Genomic DNA, 19,995 nt, shown 5'->3' with positions numbered 1-19,995 from the left:
CTTAAGGCCCGGGTGCACATGAAACGAACCGCGTTCTTCATCTCCGACGGTACCGGTATCACGGCTGAAACCCTGGGGCAAAGCCTGCTGGCCCAGTTCGATACTATCCCTTTCAACAAATTTACCCGTCCTTATATCGACACGCCCGACAAAGCCCGCGCCATGGTCCAGCAAATAAACATGGCCGCCGAACGCGATGGCATGCGCCCGATCATCTTCGACACCATCGTCAATCAGGACATCCGCGAGATTCTCGCGACCTCCAATGGCTTCATGATCGACATCTTCTCCTCGTTCCTCTCGCCGCTGGAGCAGGAGCTCACCGCGCATTCGTCCTATTCGGTGGGCAAGTCGCATTCGATCGGCGGCAACTCCAATTACATGGAGCGCATCGAGGCGGTGAACTTTGCCCTGGATAACGACGATGGCGCACGCACGCACTACTACGACAAAGCCGATCTGATCCTGGTCGGCGTCTCGCGCTGCGGAAAAACACCCACCTGCCTTTATATGGCCATGCAATTCGGCATCCGCGCAGCCAACTATCCATTCACCGAAGATGACATGGAGCGACTGCAGTTGCCGCCGGTGCTGAAGAAGCATCACAGCAAGCTGTTCGGCCTGACCATCGACCCGGACCGCCTGACTGCCATCCGCCATGAGCGCAAGCCCAACAGCCGCTATTCGAGTTTCGCCCAATGCGAGTTCGAGGTGCGTGAAGTCGAGGGCTTGTTCCGTCGCGAGAACATCGCCCATATCAACTCCACGCATTTTTCGGTCGAGGAAATTTCGGCCAAGATCCTGGTGGAAAAAGGCGTCGAGCGCCGCTTCAAATAGCCGCGCAACCGTTGCTGCCACTGCGCGCCGCTGCCCTGCGGCGCGGCCCCCGCACCGCTCAATGACAACTAAATGACCAGCCGGTCATAAGCTGCAAAAAACCCTCAACAAAACTTCGGACATGCCGATAGCTGAGGAAACCTTGCGGATACCTCACATGCGTAACAACCAGCCGATTACCCAGAGAGAACGGACTTTCCCTGCCCAGCAGCGGTTGATTTCCACTACCAACGCCAAGGGCGTGATCACCTACTGCAACGACGCCTTCGTCGAGATCAGTGGCTTCGCGCGCGATGAGCTGATCGGCGCAGCGCATAATCTGGTGCGCCACCCGGACGTGCCCTCAGCGGTGTTCGCGCATATGTGGCAGACCCTCAAGCAGGGCCTGCCGTGGATGGGCATCGTCAAGAACCGTTGCCAGAACGGTGACCATTATTGGGTCAACGCCTATGTCACGCCGATCTTCGACAACAACCAGGTGGTGGGTTACGAGTCGGTGCGCATCAAGCCCAGCGCCGAACAGGTGCGCCGCGCCGAAGCGCTGTATCAGCGCCTGAACCATGGCAAGACCGCTGTTCCGCGGCGCGACAGATGGCTGCCCGTGGTGCAGGACTGGCTGCCGTTCATTCTGATCAGCCAGGTCGCGTTCCTGATCGGTTCGATGTTGGGTCACGGTTTCGGCTTCGCCCTGGCTGCTGCGCTCTCGGTGCCGCTGGGCCTGCTCGGCCTGGGCTGGCAGCAGCGTGGCCTCAAGCGCTTGCTGCGCCTGGCCGAACAAGCCACCTCCGACCCGCTGATCGCGCAGATGTACACCGACAGCCGCGGCGTACAGGCGCGCCTGGAAATGGCCATGCTCAGCCAGGATGCCCGCATGAAGACCTGCCTGACACGCCTGCAGGACAGTGCCGAGCACCTGAGCGACCAAGCGCGGCAGTCCGACACCCTGGCGCATCAGAGCTCGGCAGGGCTTGAGCGCCAGCGCGTGGAAACCGAGCAGGTCGCGGCGGCCGTCAATCAGATGGCCAGCACCACTCAGGAAGTCGCCAGCCATGTGCAGCGCACGGCCGATGCCACGCAAGAGGCCAATCGCTTGACCAGCCAAGGCCGCACTATCGCTGGCGAAACCCGCGATGCCATCGAGCGCCTGTCCAGTGCTGTGGGCGAAACCGGGCGCACCGTGACCCAGTTGGCGCAAGACAGTGACGAGATCGGCGGTGTGGTCGATGTGATCAAAGGCATTGCCGACCAGACCAACCTGCTGGCGTTGAACGCTGCCATCGAAGCCGCACGGGCCGGGGAAATGGGCCGCGGTTTCGCCGTGGTCGCTGACGAAGTACGCCAGTTGGCGCAACGCACGGCCGAATCCACCGGGCAGATCCATTCCCTGATCGCCAAGCTGCAGCACACCGCCACGAATGCTGTGCAGACCATGGAGAGCGGGCATCGCCAGGCGCAAGAAGGGGTCGAGCGCGTGATGCAGGCCGATCAGGCGCTGATCGGCATCAGTGAGGCGGTGGCCAATATCACCGACATGACCACGCAGATTGCCGCCGCCACCGAAGAGCAAACTGCCGTGGCCGACGAAATCAGCCGCAACATCACCACCATCGCCAACCTGGCCGATGAAACCTCGGGTCAGGCGCAGCGCTCGGCCTTGCTCAGTGAAGAGCTGACCACCACGGCGGGCACGCAATACTCGCTGGTCGAGCGCTTCAATCGCTGAACCGCGCAGGCCCTGCACCCGCAGGGCCGACGCGGATACAACCAGCGTGGAGGCTACCAGTCGAGGGTGATCTGGCTCTGGAAGCGGCGCTCCCCTGCCCCCAGAGGGTCATCGAAGCGCAGGCTGTGGGCCAGCAACTTGAGCGGGTGCTGGTAGTCGTCCTCGCCATTGCGCAGGTCCGGGTAGAACGGATCGTGACGGATCGCCGCGCCCAACGCTGCCATGTGCACCCGCAACTGGTGCGTCTTGCCGGTTACCGGCGACAGCCCGTAACGCCACCATTGAGCGTTTTTCTCCAGCACCTGGGCGTGGGTTTCGCTGTTGGGCGTGCCGGCGACTTCGTGCATGCGAAAGAACGGTTCACCGTGCTCCAGACGACTGCAGTGCACCAACGGAAATTCGCGCTCAGGCAGGGCGGCGGCAATGGCCTGGTAGCCCTTGTCGATGCGCCGCTCCGGGAACAGGCGCTGGTACAGACCGCGGCTCTGAGGGTTGGCGGAGAACAGCACCAGCCCTGCGGTGTGCCGATCGATACGGTGCAAGGGCACCAGGTGAGGATTGTCCAGGCGCCGGATGAGACGGCGCAGCAGCGTTTGCTCGACGTATTCGCCCGTGGGCGTGACCGGCAGGAAATGCGGCTTGTCGGCCACGACCAGGTGCTCGTCCTGAAACAGGATCTGCTCCTGCACCGGGATCGGCTTCTCCTCGGGCACTTCGCGAAAATAATGGATGCGCAAGCCGCGACGATAGGCGTGGTCCACCGCCAGTGGCTGACCTTGCGCGTTCAGTACACGACCGCGCGCGAAGCGATCGAGCCACTGCTCACGGCTGACGGCCTTGAAATGGCCGCAGAGGCAGTCAAGCACGGTGGGCCAGTCGCCCGGCGGCAGGCACACGGTGCTGGCCTGCAGTTGGGCCGGGTCGAAAGAAGAGGTCATGGCAGGGTCTACCGAGTTCAAACGGTGCATTATCCGCGAGGCTTGGCGCTTCAACCAGCCTCGGCTGGCTGTTCGCAACGGGCTTTCAACCAGCGCAATACCTGCACCGGCTCCCAGCGCGTCGGGTCATACAAGGCATAGGCCAGACCCTGGTAGCCCACGACATCCAGCGCACGGTGATAGCCGGCGCGCTGAAACAGCGCCTCGACCTCGGCGAAACAGGTGTTGAAGTGAATCTTGCCGAACGGCGTACGCTCATCGAGCACCAGGCCGTCGACATGCAACGCCAGCGCGGCGTCACCAACGGACTGAACCGGCATGCGGTTCACGCTGGATTTGAGTTGCTCGACATTGAGCATGGACCACTCCGATACTGTATTTCCATACAGCATACGAAGCCGATGCCCCGCTCGTCAATCGACAGCCTGTGCAAGGAAGGCCACCACCTGTTCGGTGTCAAACGGCCAGTCGAGCTCGGCACCGGTGTCCGCCCGGCGCAGCACGGGGATGCGCAAGGCCAGACGCTCGCAGGTCGCGGGATCGTCGGCAATATCGACCAGCTCTACCAGCAGGCCGTGATCGACCAGCGGCATCAACAAGGCTTCGGCGATTTCACACAGGTGGCACCCGAGGGTTCCGTAGAGCTGGCATTCAGGCAGCATGGCGTTTTCCCGACGCGTTTGAATCGAGTGCCTAGTCTAGAACCCTGCGTGGCACCCTGCATCTGCCTTGGATCAGCGATGTCGCCGGTGGTGTCAAGGCGCCTGGCAGGCAAAGGTTCCCGACTGAACCCGATCACGACCCCAGCCACCTCACGGGCAACCGATTCGCGCTACGCTATGCACTCGTCTTCTCTTTCGGCCTGAGCTTGGCCCATGCGCCAGCGACACTGAACCTTCGGCGGACACCATCACTCGAAATAGCCACAGACATTTACAGGGAGAGCCTACATGGCCAGCAAATCGGCAAAGACTGCACAAGACATCCTGATGGCTGACTTCCAGGCACTGGTGCGCGATACCGAAAAACTGCTTGCAGACACTGCCAACCTGGCAGGTGATCAGGCAGATGAGCTGCGCGAGCAGATTCATGCCCGCCTGGTGCAAGCCCGTGACAGCCTGCATCAGACCAAGGAAGACGTGCGCGAGCGCGGCCAGGAGGCGCTCGCCACGGCCGAGCAGTACGTGCAGGACAAACCCTGGCACGCAGTCGGCATCGCCGCAGGCGTTGGTCTGCTGATCGGCCTGTTGGCCAATCGTCGCTGAGGGCTCACCCATGGATAAGGATGCCATCGGCACCGTCGCCACCGGCAAACGCCTAGGCGCGGCGGTGCTCGGGCTGTTGCACAGCCATGTCGAGTTGCTCGGCATCGAGCTTCAGGAACAGAAGGGCCGCACCTTGCGGCTTTTGCTGTTCGCAGGGTTTGCGCTGGTCTTCGGGCTTTTGCTGCTGTCGGCGCTGTCGGGCCTGCTGCTGGTACTGGTCTGGGACACCTACCGTCTGGCGGGCATCATCGGGCTGTGCGTGTTCTACGCGCTGGCGGCAGTGTTCTGCGCCATGCGCCTGAAATCCGCCGTTTTCGATGAATCATCACCTTTCAGCGCCACGCTCGAAGAGCTGGCCAAGGACCGGGAGCGCCTGTTGCCATGAGCCTGCCTCAACTGCCAACCAGCCGAGATCCTCGGGAAATGCGCAAGGCGCTCTTGCGTCTGCGCATGGAAATGCACCGCCAGGAGATGCGCCTGGAAGCGTCGCAACTGCTCGACCCGGTCCGCCGCCTGCGCAACATGGGCAGCAGCGTGCAGCACGGCCTCGATGGGCGCCGACTGTCGTTCTGGAACCTGGCTGCGGTAGTGGCCATGGGCTTCGTCACCGGCAAAGGTGTACGTGGCGGCGGTCTTTCTCGCCTGGCAGGCCTGAGCGGCAGTGTGGTGCCGCTGATTCGCCTGTTCCTCGAAAGCCGCCGGCGCTGAGCGGTGACATGGGGCAGTCGCACCGGCTGCCTTGCGCTACCCTGCTAGGCCTAACCGCCCGCCCTGTGCGAGCGTTTCTGGCGATTGCCGTCAGAGAATCCACCCGACGGAGCACTGTCCTTGGATTGGCACACCCTGCTGAACCGCGAGCGATTGGGTAAAGCCCATTCGAGCCCGCAGGAAATGGGCCGCAGCCCGTTTCACAAAGACCATGACCGGATCATCTTCTCAGGGGCGTTTCGCCGCCTGGGACGCAAGACCCAGGTTCATCCGCCTTATAGCAACGACCACATCCATACCCGCCTTACCCACTCCCTGGAAGTCAGCTGCGTCGGCCGTTCGCTGGGCATGCGCGTGGGCGAAACCTTGCGCCGTGAACTGCCCGACTGGTGCGAACCCAATGACTTGGGAATGATCGTGCAGTCGGCCTGCCTTGCCCATGACATTGGCAACCCACCGTTTGGTCATTCCGGTGAAGACGCCATCCGCTACTGGTTTCAGCAGGCCGCCGGACGCGGCTGGCTAGACGACATGAACCATGACCAGCGCGCCGACTTTCTGAATTTCGAAGGCAATGCCCAAGGCTTTCGGGTGCTGACCCAACTGGAATACCACCAGTTCGACGGTGGCATGCGCCTCACCTACGCCACCCTCGGGACCTACCTCAAATACCCCTGGAGTGCCCGCCACGCCGACGCCATGGGCTACAAGAAACACAAGTTGGGCTGCTACCAGACAGAGCTGCCCTTGCTGCGTCAGATCGCCAGCAAGCTGGGGCTGCCGCAGCTCGATGAACAGCGCTGGGCGCGCCACCCGCTGGTCTATCTCATGGAAGCTGCCGACGACATCTGCTACGCCCTGATCGACCTTGAAGATGGCCTGGAAATGGACCTGCTGCAGTACGCCGAAGTCGAATCGCTGCTATTGGACCTGGTCGGCGACGACCTGCCCGACACGTATCGCCAACTCGGCCCGCTGGACTCGCGGCGGCGCAAGCTGGCGATCCTGCGCGGCAAGGCCATCGAGCACCTGACCAACGCAGCAGCCGATGCGTTCGTGCAACAGCAGCAAGCGTTGCTGGCCGGCGCGCTGGAGGGCGACCTGGTCGAGCACATGCACGGGCCGGCCAAGCGCTGCGTGCTGCAGGCCAAAGACATGGCGCGCAAGAAGATCTTCCAGGACAAGCGCAAGACCCTGCACGAGATCGGCGCCTACACCACCCTGGAAATTCTCCTCAACGCCTTCTGCACGGCCGCGCTTGAGCAACAGGGCGGGCGCAGCCCGTCGTTCAAGAGCCGCCGCGTGCTCGACCTGCTCGGCAACCACGCCCCGGACCCCAGCGCATCGCTACACAGCGCGTTCCTGCGGATGATCGACTTCATTGCCGGCATGACCGACAGCTTTGCCAGCGAAATGGCCCGTGAGATGACCGGCCGCTCCAGCCCGACGTGATGGCAACGCGCCGGAAAGTTGCGAAAGCGTCCGGCGCCTAGGAACGGTCCTACAAGTTAAACGGAATAATTAAACAAACGCCCAAATCGAACATGACTAGCAACGTTGCATGCGTTGACATGCCCGATTTCATAACCGGCGTGTAGCTACACTTCTTATTCATTGTAGGTAATTTCCTATATCCGCAGGAATGCTCCAACCACCATGTGCGACTTACGCCAACTAGGCTAAGGTGCCGGCTGCCTATCTTCTTGCTGCATGGAAAGCCGAATATGCACTCTGTATTTATCGTGGACGATCACCCTGTCATTCGCTTAGCCGTTCGTATGTTGCTGGAGAACCAGAACTACAAGATCGTGGGCGAATCAGATAATGGCGTGGACGCCATGCAACTGGTCCGCGAAGCCAAACCCGATCTGGTCATTCTCGACATCAGCATCCCCAAGCTTGACGGCCTGGAGGTCCTGTCACGCCTGCAAAGCATGGGCTTGCCGTTGAAGGTGCTGGTACTCACCGCTCAATCACCCGCATTGTTCGCGTTGCGTTGCATGCAGTCGGGCGCCTCGGGTTATGTCTGTAAACAGGAAGAGTTGGGCGAGTTGCTCAGCGCCATCAAGGCTGTACTGTCTGGTTACAACTACTTCCCCAATCAGGCACTTACGCAAACCGCGCACGAAGAAAACAGTGACCTCGAACGTTTCCGTCTGATCAATGATCGGGAATTGATGGTGCTGCAATTATTTGCCCAGGGCCGCAGTAACAAGGATATTGCTCGAGGTATGTTCTTGAGCAACAAAACTGTCAGCACCTACAAGAAACGCCTGATGCAAAAGCTACAGGTTGAAACGCTGGTCGAGCTGATCGACATTGCCAAACGCAACGCGCTCGTCTGAAGGACCCGCATGAGCAAGTACCTTGCCGGGCTCTTTCTCGCACTTGTCTTCACCTCTTTGGCCAGCCACGCCCGAGAGGCACCGCCCGACGCCCACAGCTACCTGTTGCTGAGCCGTGCCAGTGCGCAGGCGGCCGACCTGCCACTCACCCCACAGCAGCGTCGCTGGATCAGCAACCGTCAACGGCTGGTCGTGGGCACCACTGCCCCCGACAACCCGCCCTTCGACATCACCCTCGGCGGGCGCGAGTATCAGGGGCTCACTGCCGACTACGTGGGCCTGATCGGCAGCGCCCTTGGCCTGCCGGTGGAAATTCTTCGACTGCCCACCCGCCAGGCGGCCATCGATGCGCTCAAGCGCGGTCAGATCGACCTGCTCGGCAGCGCCAACGGCTATGAAGCCGCGGCGGCCGGGCTGGTGCTGTCCCAGCCTTATGCCTTCGACCAGACCGTGCTGGTCACCCGCGAAGACGAAACCCGTCCACTGGACATGGACCTCGACGGCATGCGCCTGAGTACCCTCTACCACTACCTTCCGGCTTCGGAAATGCGCGCTGCGTATCCAGGGGCGCAGATCCAGACGTACGAATCCACTACACAGGCGTTGAACGCCGTGGCCTTCGACCAGGCCGACGTGTTCATCGGCGACATCATTTCCACCCACTACCAGATCAATCAGGGGCACCTGCCGCGCTTGCGCATGGCCAACTTCGGCAAGCATGAAATGGTCGGTTTCAGCTTTGCCGTCCGGCAGAACGAAACGCAGTTGCTGGAACTGGTCAATGCCACCCTCGACAGCGTGCCGGCGTCCACCCGCGGCGAGATCTCACGGCGCTGGGGCGCTGGCAGCGACACCCTGCTCACCGACCGCAAGCTGCAGCTGTCGCAACGCGAGAACCGCTGGCTGCGCGACCACCCCGAAATGCGCGTATCGGTCAACGAGAACGCGGCGCCGCTCTCGTTTCTCGACAACAACGGCCACCTGCGTGGCATCACTGCCGACCTGCTGGAATTGATTCGCCTGCGCACCGGGCTGCGTTTCAGGGTTCAGCGCGCCGGTGACATCACCGGCATGATCGCCGATCTGCAGAATGGCACCACCGACATCATCGCCACCTTTGCCGCAGACGAGGGCAATGGCACGGGCCTGACCATCTCCCGCCCCTACCTTGAAACCTCGCATGTCCTGGTCACCCGCAGCGCTACCGACCAACCGGCCACCCTGGATCAACTGCGCGGCAAACGCGTCGCAGTGTCCAGCCACGGCAGGATTGCCAGCATCCTGGCAACGACTTACCCCGAAATCGTCCTGGTGCCCACCAAGAGCCCGTTCTATTCCGTGGCGCTGCTCAACAGCGGCGCGGTCGATGCCATCGTCACGACCCTGATCGACGCCAACCATGCACTGACGGTCAACGACAACCTGGCCATCCGCACAACGGTCAGCAGCGAGCCTGCCAGCTTCGCCATGGCAACTGCCCCCCATGCCAGAGAGCTGGCCTCGATCCTCGACAAGGCGCTGCTGAGCATCACGCCGGAAGAACTGGGCGTCATCCACAGCCGCTGGCGCAGCTACAGCCTGTTCGACGATGCGCAATGGCCGCTGTACCGCCGCATCATCCTGCAAGTGGTGCTGGCCACCGCCGTTCTGCTGGTGCTGGCCTTGCTGTGGAATGCGCGCCTGCGGCGGCAGATCAAGCAGCGGCAGGTGGCCGAGCGTGCGCTCAACGATCAGCTGGAATTCATGCGCGCACTGCTCAACGGCACCCCCCACCCGATGTACGTGCGCGATCGCGAGGGGCGCCTGCAAAGCTGCAACGAAAGCTACCTGGTGGCGCTCAATACCACGGCCGAGGCGGTGCTGGGCAAGCGTCTGGAAGACAGCGCCATGAAAGACTGCGCCTATACCCGGCAGATCCAGGCTGACTACCGGACCGTGATGAAGCAGGGCAAGCCGCTGATCCTGGACCGCCCCATGCGCTTGAACGAAGAAGAACGCACCCTGTATCACTGGGTGCTGCCCTACCGCGATTCGCTTGGGGAAATGCAAGGCATCATCGGCGGCTGGATCGACATCAGCGACCGCCGCAAGCTGGTTCAGGACCTGCGCCTGGCCAAGCAGCAGGCCGATGATGCCAACCGTGCCAAGAGCACCTTCCTGGCCACCATCAGTCACGAGATCCGCACCCCCATGAACGCGGTGATCGGCATGCTCGAACTGGCGCTGCGGCGGGCAGACGAGGGTGAACTCGACCGCCCGGCCATCGAGGTAGCGCACCAGTCGGCCAAGGACCTGCTGGGCTTGATCGGCGACATTCTCGACGTCGTGCGCATCGAATCCGGGCATCTGTCGCTCACTCCGGAGGCCGTCAACCCCATCGAGCTGGTCGAATCGGTCGGCCGGGTGTTCGACGGTCTGGCGCGCGAGAAGGGTCTGGCGCTCAGAGTGGTCATCGCACCCGACGCAGGGTGCCATGCGCGGCTCGATCCACTGCGCTTCAAACAGATCCTGTCGAACCTGGTCAGCAATGCCATCAAGTTCACCGAGCAGGGCCAGGTGCGGATCTGTGTGGCGGTGCGTGAACGCACCTCGGCCGGCACGGCAACGCTCGACCTGGACGTGCACGACACCGGTATCGGCATCAGCGAAGACGACCTCAAGCGCCTCTTCTGCCCGTTCGGCCAGGTCAACCCGGACAGCCAGCAGGCACGCAACGGCACCGGCCTGGGGCTGGTCATCAGCCGCAACCTGTGTGAAATGATGGGCGGCAGTCTCGGTCTCGAAAGCCTGCAAGGCGTGGGCACCCGGGTACGCCTGCAGATGCCTCTGCAATTGACCGCGCCGCCGCCGGCGCCTGCGGTGCACGAAGACCGCTGCCCACCGCTTGACCAGCAGCTGCAGGTGATGGTCATCGACGACCACCCGGCCAACCTGATGCTCATGGCCCAGCAACTGAGCGTGCTGGGCTTGCGCCACCAGCGTGCCTGCGACGGCCGTGAAGCCCTGTGCAGCTGGCGCGATGGGCACTTCGACGTGCTCATCCTCGATTGCAACATGCCGCACATGAACGGCTATCAGCTGGCCCGCATCGTGCGCGCCGAAGAGCAACTGTACAACCGAAGCCCATGCACCATCATTGGCTACACCGCCAACGCCCAGCCCGAAGCGCGCCAGCAATGCCTGGATGCCGGCATGGACGACTGCCTGCTCAAACCGATTTCGCTATCGACCCTGCGTCAGCGCCTGTCGAGCATCCGCCGCGCAGGCGCTCAGCCGTCGCCACGCCCGCGCCTGTTCGACCTGAGCGGCCTGTGCGCCGTGGTGGGGGACAGCCTCAGCGACCGAGAGCGCTTGCTGCAAACCCTGAAAACCAGCCTGCAACAAGACCTGCACATCCTCATGCAAATCGATCCTGACCAGGCTCCGCAAGCCCTCGCAGACCAGGCCCACAAAATTCTCAGCGCGGCGCGCATGCTCGAAGCACATCCGCTGATGGCAGCCTGCGAGGCCTTGCATACGCCCGCCCACCCCGCGCACTTGCGCCAGCAACGCCAGCGTCTGGCGCGGCATATGCGCCGGGTCGAGAAGGCGCTGGAGCGCGAGCTTCGGTGAATGGAAAGCGAGCTTCACACCGCTGGCCGCGGGGCCGTCGCGCAGCGACTGCCCTGTGCAACCGACAGCAACCACCCACACTGCCGATCATCGGCACCGACAGCGCACAGGCATTGAAACCTGTTAGCTGGTAGACTGCGCGCCGTAATTACTTTGAGGATTTATTGATGGCCACTAACCGCTCCCGTCGCCTGCGCAAAAAACTGTGTGTAGACGAGTTCCAGGAATTGGGCTTTGAGCTGAACCTGGGTTTCAAGGAAGACTTGGCTGACGACGCAATCGATGCATTCCTCGACGCGTTCCTGACTGAAGCGATGGATGCCAATGGCCTGGATTACGTCGGCGGCGACGATTTCGGTCTGGTCTGCAAAGCAGAGCGTGGCTCGGTCACCGAAGAGCAGCGCGCAGCCGTTGAAGCCTGGCTCAAAGGCCGCAGCGAACTGACCAAGGTTGATGTCAGCCCTCTGCTTGACGCCTGGTACCCGGAAACGCCGATCAACACTGCACAGTGATTGCGCTCGGCCACCCTGGCTGACGGCGAGACCCCAGAAACCACCTCATGAGGTGGTTTTTTTTCGCCTGCCAATCGTGCAGTCACCGTGACTCGCGCCGGGATTTTCGGCCACATGCTGTTCTGCTCGGTTCACCCAATGGCACGGCGCAGAACGCAGACAGCCCGTGGACTGGCCAGGTGCATTGCAAACGTTGCATCACGCAAGAACGCTTTTGTCTCAAATCTGGTCCAAGTCACCTACGCTTGGGGCATAATGCCCACGCTGTTTTCACGGGGCCATCACCTTGTAAAGCCCCTCCTGCTTCACGCCTTTCATGCGCAGGATTGCCGTTCTCATGATCAAAACGCTACGCCCTCTGCTGCTCGCCGGCCTGCTGCTCCCGGTGGCCTTCTCCAGCCACGCGGCCGCTGTCAACTCCACGCTGTCGCCCAAGGTGCAGCAGGCCCTAAAGACCAACAAACTGCAGGACTCCGCGCTGTCGCTCGTCCTGGTGCCCTTGGACGGCCCCGGTACAGCGACGGTGTTCAATGCCGACGTGTCGGTGAACCCTGCCTCCACCATGAAGCTGGTCACCACCTTCGCTGCCCTGGAACTGCTCGGCCCGACCTATCAGTGGAAGACCGAGTTCTATACCGACGGCACCCTGAGCAACGGTGTGCTCAACGGTAATCTCTACCTCAAGGGGGGCGGTGATCCAAAGCTGAACATGGAAAAGCTGTGGCTGTTGATGCGCGACCTGCGCGCCAACGGCGTGCGCACCATCACCGGTGACCTGGTGCTTGATCGCAGCCATTTCGTACAGCCCAACCTGCCTGAATTCAATGACGACGGCGGCGACGTGAACAAGCCGTTCCTGGTCAAGCCCGACGCGCTGCTGGTCAACCTCAAGGCCCTGCGCTTCGTGGCGCGCAACGACGGCGGCAAAGTGAGTGTGTCGGTAGAACCGCCGATCGCCAGCATCCGCATCGACAACCAGGTCAAAGCCGTGGCGTCCAAGCAGTGCAGCGGCGAGGTGCGCTACAACCCGGTGCCGCAAGCCGACGGCATGAGTGTGGTGGTCAGCGGACAACTGGGCGATGGCTGCAATTCGCAGACCTACCTGTCGCTGCTCGACCACCCGACCTACGCCGCGGGCGCGGTTCGAGCCATCTGGAACGAACTGGGCGGGACCGTGCAAGGCCGTGACCGGATCGAAAACGTACCCAAGAACGCCCGCCTGCTGGCGCGGGCTTTCTCGCCAGACCTGGTCGAGGTCATCCGCGACATCAACAAGTACAGCAACAACACCATGGCCCAACAGGTGTTCCTGAGCATCGGCGCGCGTTTTCGCACCGATGCCGATGGCGACGATGCCCGCGCTGCACAGCGCGTGATTCGGCAATGGATGGCCAAGAAAGGCATTACCTCGCCGCACCTGGTGATGGAGAACGGCTCTGGCCTGTCTCGCGCCGAGCGGGTCAGCACACGGGAAATGGCCATGCTGCTACAGGCGGCCTGGAAAAGCCCATTTGCTGCGGAATTCATGAGTTCGATGCCACTGGTGGGCATGGACGGGACCATGCGCAAGCGCCTGAAAACCACCGCGCTGCGCGGTGAAGGGCACATCAAGACTGGCACCCTGAACACCGTGCGCGCCATCGCCGGCTTTACCCGCGACAGCAACGGCAAGACCTGGGCGGTTTCAGCGATTCTCAACGACCCGAAACCCTGGGGTGCGGCGTCGATCCTCGACCAGATACTGCTTGATGTGTACCAGCAGCCCAAACTCGTCAACACCGGCGTGAATCTTGCGCAGTGATGGACAGGCAGTGAAACGTCAGGGGCCTGCCAGAGTGGCGTCGCTGTTCGCTGGGGTCTGCGCAGGTCGATAAGCCGCTGCGCGCACCCTTGCAGACCCAGCGGCTCCGTGCGCACTGCCGTCAAGCCGAGCGCCACTGCGCGGACCGTCACAGGCGCAAGCACCTGCGCGCGGACCGACGTACACCGGGGTGGCCGCTGCGCGGCCCCTGTGCCTCATCGCAGCGCCCACCTCGCAGGCCCGAACGCGCTCGGCCTACTGCGCGAACGCCCTGCCCAACCCACCTGGCACACCGCTGCTGTCGGTTTCCTGCCACGGCCCTTGCGGGTTCACCGACCAGCTCCAGCCGTTGTTCCAGCGGTAGTAGGTGCGCTGGCGGTAGAAGGTATTGGATTGTTTCTCCAGCACGTACACGCCCATTTTCGGGTCCCAATGGCTGGCGCCACCGGGCGGCGGCGCGAAGCTGGCCGAGGTGCGCGGCATGGGTTTGGGCGTCTGCGCCGGCTGGCCGGGCTTGGGCGCACCGGGTTGCGGGCCTGGCAGCGGCTTGACCACCGGGCCCTTGGCCGGCGGTGGAGTCTCAAGCGGCGGCGTGGGCTGCTCGACCGGGCGATGGACCGTACAGGCACCCAATCCAAGGGCCAGGGCGAGTACGGTCAGACGGGCAATGCTGTTCATGGCGCGGTGTCTCACGAATCGGGGCTGTCGATGATCAGGTGCTGGGTGGCCTGGGTGTCGCTCGCCACTGGCGCGCTCTGCCCGATCCACTCGCCCTGAGTGGGCTGCCCGCTTCGAGAAACGCGAGCTACCAGTTGGACTTGACCCGCATCGGACAGTTTCATCTGCGCCACCATGGCGTCGGCATCGGACAACACCACGTCGATGGGCAGTTGCGCCACCGTCACTCGCTTGGCTGCCAATGGCATGCCTGGCCCCTGGCTGGCGCGGGCGAAGATGAACACGGTGTCCTCGGCGCGGACCTTGCCTTTGAGTGCAGCCGCCAGTTCCACCCGTACCTTCAAACCCACCTTCACCTCAGGTGTCGCGCCGCCGGCGCGCAGCTTGTCGGCGGCGCGGTCGATCCCGCCTTGCAGCGCAGCACGAGAGCTGTCTTGGGCTGGCAGCTGGGCCAGCAGACGCTGCCAGAAGTCGATTGCCTCCTGATAGCGCTGCCCCTCAAAGGCGGCGATGCCTAACAGACCCAGGCTGGTCACCTCGTTCGGGTCGCTTTGCAGGGCCTCATCGGTCAGGGCCTGCAGTTGTGGGCTCCACTGTTTGTCGTGGGCGAAATACAGCGCCTGCGCCCACTGCCCGAGCAGCTCGGGTTGGCGCCCTGCCAACGCCACGGCACGCGCGTAGACCTTGGCGGCGTCTGCCGGACGTTGATCGGCCATGTAGGCGCGGCCGAGGAAATACAGGCTTTCAGCCGAATCGGGCTGGGCCTGAACGGCACGCTCCAGGCGCTCGGTCATCTGCGCCATGGTTGCCGGCGGCTGGGCAAATTCCTGGGTCAGGCGCACCTGGTCGGCCGCACCGAAATGCAGGTACAGCGCCAACGCCGCCAACGGCAGGACCACGGCCAGGGCCACCGGCACGGCGATGCCGAGCTTGCGCTGGGCGCCTGGCTCGGCTGACGCTGTGTCGGCAAGCAGCTCGCGCGCAGCTTCGGCGCGGCCCTGCTGCAACTGCTCGGCGTCGAGCACACCGGCCTGAGCCTGGCCGCTAAGCTCGGCGACGCGCTCTTGATACAGCGCCACGTTTAGCGCTGTGCGGTCTTCTTCCTGCTGCTGGCGGTGGCCACGCAGGGTCGGGATCAACAGGAAACCGAGCGCGGCTACCAGCAGCAGCCCGGCACCGAGCCAGAATTCAGTCATGGGGAAGGTCTTTTTCCAACAGCGTGGCCAGCCGGGCGCGCTCGGCAGGTGAAAGGTCGGCGCCGGCGGCAGGCGCCGAGACGCGGCGACGGCGAACGATCACCGCAAGCACTGCGAAACCGCCCACCAGCAACAGCCCGGGCCCGAACCACAGCAGCCAGGTACGGGCGTTCAATGCCGGCTTGTAACGCACGAAGTCGCCATAGCGATCGACCATGAAATCGACGATCTGCTGGTTGCTCCTGCCCTCGCCCAGCATGCGGAAGATTTCCCGGCGCAGGTCGGCGGCAATCGGCGCATTGGAGTCGGCGATGTCCTGGTTCTGGCACTTCGGGCAGCGCAGCTCCTTGGTCAGCTGCTGGTAGCGATCACGTTCGGCCTGGTCGCGAAACTGATACGTGTCGATCGCGGCCTGCACACCGCCACTGAGGAACATGCCGAGCACAGCGGCGCTGAGCCAACGCTTCATGGCCTGGCCTCATCGACCAGTTGCTGGTAACGCGGTGCAAGCTGCTCGCGCCACACGGTCGAGTCAACCACGCCCACGTGCTTGTAGCGAATGATGCCTTGGGCGTCGATCAGGAAGGTCTCGGGCGCGCCATACACGCCGAGGTCCAGCCCCAAGGTGCCCTGCTCATCACTGATGTCGAGCTGGTAGGGGTTGTGGAAGTCGGCCAGCCATTTCAGAGCCGCCGCATTGTCATCCTTGTAGTTGATGCCATGGATGACCACACCCTGCTCGGCGAGCTGGTTGAGGTACGGGTGTTCGACCTTGCAGGACGGGCACCAGGTGCCCCAGACATTGACCAGCGCCGCACGCCCGTGCAGGTCGCGTTCGGTGAGGGTCTGGCTGCCTTGCACTGCACGCAGGGAGAACGCCGGGAACGGCTTGCCGATCATCGCCGAGGGCAGTTCATCAGGTTTGAGGAACAAGCCCTTGTAAAGAAACACCGCCAGCAGCAGGAACGCCGCCAGCGGAATCAGCATCATCCAGCGTTTCATGCACTTGCTCCCGCCACGCCCAACACCTCTCGCACGCGCGTTCTGACTTTGACGCGGTAACGCCCATCGAGCGCCGCCAAGACGCCGCCCAGCCCGGTCAGCAACCCACCCAGCCAGATCCAGCGCACATAGGGTTTGATGTGTACGCGCACGGCCCAGGCGCCATCGCCCAGAGGCTCACCGAGGGCCACGTAGAGGTCACGGGTGAAGCCTGCATCGATACCGGCTTCGGTCATCATCGATTGCTGCACGGTGTACAGACGTTTCTCCGGGTGCAGCACCGACACCTCGCGACCCTCGCGGGACACGCGCACCGTGCCTTTGTCGGAAATGAAGTTCGGCCCCTCGAAGTGCCTGGCGCCTTCGAAGAGGAAGTGATAACCGCCCAGCTCGACAGTCTCGCCCGGCGCCAGGCGCAGGTCGCGCTCGGCACTGTTGTTGCTCGACAGCACCACGCCCAGGGCGCACACCACCAGGCCCAGGTGGGCGAGCTGCATGCCCCAGTAGCTGCGGGTCAGACCGGCCATGCCCTTGAGCAGGCCCTTGTGGCGGGTTTTGTCGAACAGGTCGCGGACACCGGCCAGCAGCACCCACGCGCCCAGGGCAAAGGTGGTCAGCACCTGCCAGTCGAAGTCCTCGACCAGCCAGCCGGCCAGTGGCGCAGCCAGCGCGGTGCCGATCAGCACGGGTTTGAGCATGCTGACCAGCCATTTGCCAGGGGTATCTTTCCAGCGCACCAGCACGCCAACGCCGAGCACCAGCATCAGCAGCGCCATCAGCGGCAGGAACAAGGCATCGAAATACGGCGGGCCGACCGACAGCTTGGCGCCGGTCAGGGCATCGAGAATCAGCGGATAGAGTGTGCCCAGAAGAATCATCGAGGCCGCCACCACCAGCACGAGATTGTTGGCCAGCAGCAGGGTTTCCCGCGACCACAGGGCGAAGCCCACCTGGCTCTTGACCACCGGCGCGCGCCAGGCGAACAACGCCAGCGAGCTACCTACCACCATCAGCAGGAAAATCAGGATGAACACCCCGCGCTCAGGGTCTGCGGCGAAGGCATGTACCGAGGTCAGCACCCCGGACCGGACCAGGAAGGTGCCCAGCAGGCTCAGCGAAAATGCGGCGATGGCCAGCAGTACCGTCCAGCTCTTGAACACACCGCGTTTTTCCGTCACCGCCAGCGAATGAATCAACGCGGTGCCGACCAGCCATGGCATGAAGGAGGCGTTCTCGACCGGGTCCCAGAACCACCAGCCGCCCCAGCCGAGTTCGTAGTAGGCCCACCACGAGCCCAGGGTGATACCGACCCCCAGAAAAGCCCAGGCCACCAGTGTCCAAGGCCGCGACCAGCGTGCCCAGGCGGCATCCAGGCGCCCGCCGAGCAAGGCGGCGATGGCAAAGGCAAAGGCGACCGAAAAGCCGACATAGCCCATGTACAACATCGGCGGGTGAACGATCAGGCCGATGTCCTGCAGCAGCGGGTTGAGGTCGCGGCCATTGGTCGGCATCTGCGGCAGCAGGCGCTGGAACGGGTTGGAGGTGACGATCAAAAAGCTCAGAAAGCCCACGCTGATCATGCCCATCACCGCCAGCACACGCGCCAGCATCTCCTGCGGCAGTTGCCGGGAGAACACCGACACGGCGAAGGTCCAGCCGCCGAGGATCAGTGCCCAGAGCAGCAGCGAGCCTTCGTGAGCGCCCCAGACCGCGCTGAACTTGTAGTACCAGGGCAAGGCAGTGTTGGAATTGCTGGCCACATAGGCGACCGAGAAATTGTCGGTCATGAACGCGTGGGTCAGGCAGCCGAAGGCCAGCGCCAGGAAAGCGAACTGGCCCCAGGCGGCCGGACGCGCCAGGCCCATCCATACCCGGTCGCCGCGCCAGGCGCCGATCAGCGGCACGGTGGCCTGCACGGCGGCGAAGCAGATCGCCAGGATCATCGCCAACTGGCCGAGTTCAGGGATCAACAAAGCGGCATTCATGGTGTGGCCTGCGCGTCAGTGGCAGCCTGGCCGTTTTCCTTCAAGGCCTTGCTGACCTCCGGCGGCATGTATTTTTCGTCGTGCTTGGCCAGCACTTCGTCGGCCACCACCACGCCCTCGGCGTTGAGCTTGCCCAGCGCAACGATGCCCTGCCCTTCGCGGAACAGGTCAGGCAGGATGCCGCGGTAGGTGATCGGCACTGATTTGTTGAAGTCGGTGACCACGAAGCGTATGTCCAGGGAATCACCCGAGCGCTGCAGCGAGCCTTGCTCGACCATGCCGCCGGCGCGGATGCGGGTGTCCTGCGGCGCTTCGCCGTTGGCGATTTGCGTTGGGGTGTAGAACAGATTGATGTTCTGTTGCAGGGCGCTGAGGGCAAAACCCACGGCCAGGGCAACGCCGACCACCAGGCCGAGGATGATGAACAGGCGTTTCTTGCGCTGCGGATTCACGGCTTGCTCTCCCGGCGCAGACGACGCGCCTCTTCTTGCAGGTAACGCCGCCGGGCGCGCAGGGGCACGGTAACGTTCACGGCCAGCACCAGCAGGCAGATGCCATAGGCTGACCACACGTACAGGCCATGGTGGCCCATGGCGAGGAACTCAGGGATGGACGCGAAACTCATCGCGGCGCCTCTTTACCCAGCGATTTCAAGACCTCGTCCTTGACCCAACTGGCGCGTGCTTCGCGCCGCAGCACCTCCAGGCGCATGCGCAGCAGCAATGCCGCGCCGAAAAAGCAGTAGAAACCGAGCGTGGTCAGCAGCAACGGCAGCCACATCTCGACCGGCATGGCCGGTTTTTGCGTCAGGGTGAACGTGGCGCCCTGGTGCAGCGTGTTCCACCACTCCACCGAGTACTTGATGATCGGGATGTTGATGACACCCACGATCGCCAGCACCGCGCAGGCTTTGGCCGAGCTGTCACGATTGCTGATCGCCTGGCCCAAGGCAATGATCCCGAAGTACAGGAACAGCAGGATCAGCATCGACGTCAGTCGTGCATCCCAGACCCACCAGCTGCCCCAGGTCGGCTTGCCCCACACCGCACCGGTGACCAGCGCCAGCGCGGTCATCCAGGCGCCGATGGGGGCGGCGCACTGCAACGCGACATCGGCCAGTTTCATCTTCCACACCAGCCCCACCACGCCCGCCACCGCCAGCATCACGTAGCACGACTGCGCGAGCATGGCCGCCGGCACGTGGATGTAGATGATGCGGAAGCTGTTGCCCTGCTGGTAATCCTCAGGGGCAAACGCCAGGCCCCAGACGATGCCGATGCCGAGCAACAGCGCCGCCGAGACCGCCAGCCAGGGCAGCAGGCGGCCACTGATGGCATAGAACCATTTGGGCGAACCGAGTTTGTGAAACCACGTCCAGCTCATTTTCATCACG

At 63.2% G+C, this 19,995-nt stretch carries 21 protein-coding genes; 10 read left to right on the top strand and 11 right to left on the bottom strand.

Annotated features, from left to right (window positions below; translation table 11 throughout):
- Nucleotides 1–18 precede the first annotated feature (18 nt).
- Together ppsR and SJI00_RS02405 are read left to right on the top strand one after the other, a co-directional pair.
- Nucleotides 19–837, top strand: a complete 819-nt coding sequence (ppsR, locus tag SJI00_RS02410; RefSeq protein ID WP_312931511.1) for a posphoenolpyruvate synthetase regulatory kinase/phosphorylase PpsR — start codon at nt 19–21, stop codon at nt 835–837.
- Nucleotides 838–994: 157 nt separating this feature from the next.
- Complete coding sequence (locus SJI00_RS02405; protein ID WP_322460148.1) at nt 995–2,560, top strand: methyl-accepting chemotaxis protein; 1,566 nt, start codon at nt 995–997, stop codon at nt 2,558–2,560.
- Between the two features lie 53 nt (nt 2,561–2,613).
- Here SJI00_RS02405 and SJI00_RS02400 read toward each other — a convergent pair whose 3' ends face one another.
- The 3 genes from SJI00_RS02400 to SJI00_RS02390 are packed head-to-tail and all read right to left on the bottom strand — an operon-like array spanning nt 2,614 to nt 4,160.
- Complete coding sequence (locus SJI00_RS02400; protein WP_322460147.1) at nt 2,614–3,498, bottom strand: pseudouridine synthase; 885 nt, start codon at nt 3,496–3,498, stop codon at nt 2,614–2,616.
- Between the two features lie 50 nt (nt 3,499–3,548).
- Entirely contained in the window at nt 3,549–3,857 is a 309-nt protein-coding gene (locus SJI00_RS02395; protein ID WP_322460146.1) for a transcriptional regulator, read from the bottom strand.
- Nucleotides 3,858–3,911: 54 nt separating this feature from the next.
- Nucleotides 3,912–4,160 (bottom strand): glutaredoxin family protein, encoded by a 249-nt coding sequence (locus SJI00_RS02390; protein ID WP_322460145.1) that lies wholly within the window; start codon nt 4,158–4,160, stop codon nt 3,912–3,914.
- 288 nt (nt 4,161–4,448) lie between these two features.
- Between SJI00_RS02390 and SJI00_RS02385 the strand changes: the two genes are divergently transcribed.
- The 8 genes from SJI00_RS02385 to dacB all read left to right on the top strand — a co-directional run bounded on the left by SJI00_RS02385 (nt 4,449) and on the right by dacB (nt 13,741).
- Nucleotides 4,449–4,763, top strand: a complete 315-nt coding sequence (locus SJI00_RS02385) for an ElaB/YgaM/YqjD family protein (RefSeq protein ID WP_312931518.1) — start codon at nt 4,449–4,451, stop codon at nt 4,761–4,763.
- A gap of 10 nt (nt 4,764–4,773) precedes the next feature.
- Entirely contained in the window at nt 4,774–5,148 is a 375-nt protein-coding gene (locus SJI00_RS02380; protein WP_322460144.1) for a phage holin family protein, read from the top strand.
- Nucleotides 5,145–5,471, top strand: a complete 327-nt coding sequence (locus SJI00_RS02375) for a hypothetical protein (RefSeq protein ID WP_322460143.1) — start codon at nt 5,145–5,147, stop codon at nt 5,469–5,471. The genes SJI00_RS02380 and SJI00_RS02375 overlap by 4 nt, the downstream gene beginning before the upstream one ends.
- A 120-nt stretch (nt 5,472–5,591) precedes the next feature.
- The gene (locus SJI00_RS02370) at nt 5,592–6,923 is read left to right on the top strand and encodes a deoxyguanosinetriphosphate triphosphohydrolase (protein ID WP_322460142.1); all 1,332 of its coding nucleotides are present in this window, start codon (nt 5,592–5,594) and stop codon (nt 6,921–6,923) included.
- Between the two features lie 272 nt (nt 6,924–7,195).
- On the top strand, nt 7,196–7,816 hold the full coding sequence (locus tag SJI00_RS02365) for a response regulator transcription factor (protein WP_322460141.1): 621 nt from the start codon (nt 7,196–7,198) through the stop codon (nt 7,814–7,816).
- Nucleotides 7,817–7,825: 9 nt separating this feature from the next.
- Entirely contained in the window at nt 7,826–11,428 is a 3,603-nt protein-coding gene (locus tag SJI00_RS02360; RefSeq protein WP_322460140.1) for a transporter substrate-binding domain-containing protein, read from the top strand.
- 167 nt (nt 11,429–11,595) lie between these two features.
- On the top strand, nt 11,596–11,940 hold the full coding sequence (locus SJI00_RS02355; RefSeq protein ID WP_322460139.1) for a YggL family protein: 345 nt from the start codon (nt 11,596–11,598) through the stop codon (nt 11,938–11,940).
- Between the two features lie 337 nt (nt 11,941–12,277).
- Entirely contained in the window at nt 12,278–13,741 is a 1,464-nt protein-coding gene (gene dacB / locus SJI00_RS02350; protein WP_322460138.1) for a D-alanyl-D-alanine carboxypeptidase/D-alanyl-D-alanine endopeptidase, read from the top strand.
- Between the two features lie 255 nt (nt 13,742–13,996).
- Here the strand turns inward: dacB and SJI00_RS02345 are convergent, their stop codons facing one another.
- The 8 genes from SJI00_RS02345 to SJI00_RS02310 are packed head-to-tail and all read right to left on the bottom strand — an operon-like array spanning nt 13,997 to nt 19,991.
- Complete coding sequence (locus tag SJI00_RS02345) at nt 13,997–14,419, bottom strand: hypothetical protein (protein WP_322460137.1); 423 nt, start codon at nt 14,417–14,419, stop codon at nt 13,997–13,999.
- An 11-nt stretch (nt 14,420–14,430) separates the two neighbouring features.
- On the bottom strand, nt 14,431–15,615 hold the full coding sequence (gene ccmI / locus SJI00_RS02340; protein ID WP_322460136.1) for a c-type cytochrome biogenesis protein CcmI: 1,185 nt from the start codon (nt 15,613–15,615) through the stop codon (nt 14,431–14,433).
- Nucleotides 15,608–16,084, bottom strand: a complete 477-nt coding sequence (locus SJI00_RS02335; RefSeq protein ID WP_322460135.1) for a cytochrome c-type biogenesis protein — start codon at nt 16,082–16,084, stop codon at nt 15,608–15,610. Before SJI00_RS02335 ends, ccmI begins: the two co-directional genes overlap by 8 nt.
- Nucleotides 16,081–16,617, bottom strand: coding sequence for a DsbE family thiol:disulfide interchange protein (locus SJI00_RS02330; protein WP_322460134.1), 537 nt, complete (start codon nt 16,615–16,617; stop codon nt 16,081–16,083). Before SJI00_RS02330 ends, SJI00_RS02335 begins: the two co-directional genes overlap by 4 nt.
- A complete protein-coding gene (locus SJI00_RS02325; protein WP_322460457.1) occupies nt 16,614–18,587 on the bottom strand; it encodes a heme lyase CcmF/NrfE family subunit in 1,974 nt (657 codons plus the stop codon). The genes SJI00_RS02330 and SJI00_RS02325 overlap by 4 nt, the downstream gene beginning before the upstream one ends.
- Before the next feature lie 11 nt (nt 18,588–18,598).
- Nucleotides 18,599–19,054, bottom strand: coding sequence for a cytochrome c maturation protein CcmE (gene ccmE, locus SJI00_RS02320; protein ID WP_322460133.1), 456 nt, complete (start codon nt 19,052–19,054; stop codon nt 18,599–18,601).
- Entirely contained in the window at nt 19,051–19,227 is a 177-nt protein-coding gene (gene ccmD / locus SJI00_RS02315) for a heme exporter protein CcmD (protein ID WP_322460132.1), read from the bottom strand. The genes ccmE and ccmD overlap by 4 nt, the downstream gene beginning before the upstream one ends.
- Nucleotides 19,224–19,991, bottom strand: a complete 768-nt coding sequence (locus SJI00_RS02310) for a heme ABC transporter permease (RefSeq protein WP_322460456.1) — start codon at nt 19,989–19,991, stop codon at nt 19,224–19,226. Before SJI00_RS02310 ends, ccmD begins: the two co-directional genes overlap by 4 nt.
- Nucleotides 19,992–19,995 lie beyond the last annotated feature (4 nt).

This window comes from Pseudomonas gebzensis, assembly GCF_034427815.1.
GTDB lineage: Bacteria > Pseudomonadota > Gammaproteobacteria > Pseudomonadales > Pseudomonadaceae > Aquipseudomonas.
This window is presented reverse-complemented; position numbering and strand designations above follow the sequence as displayed.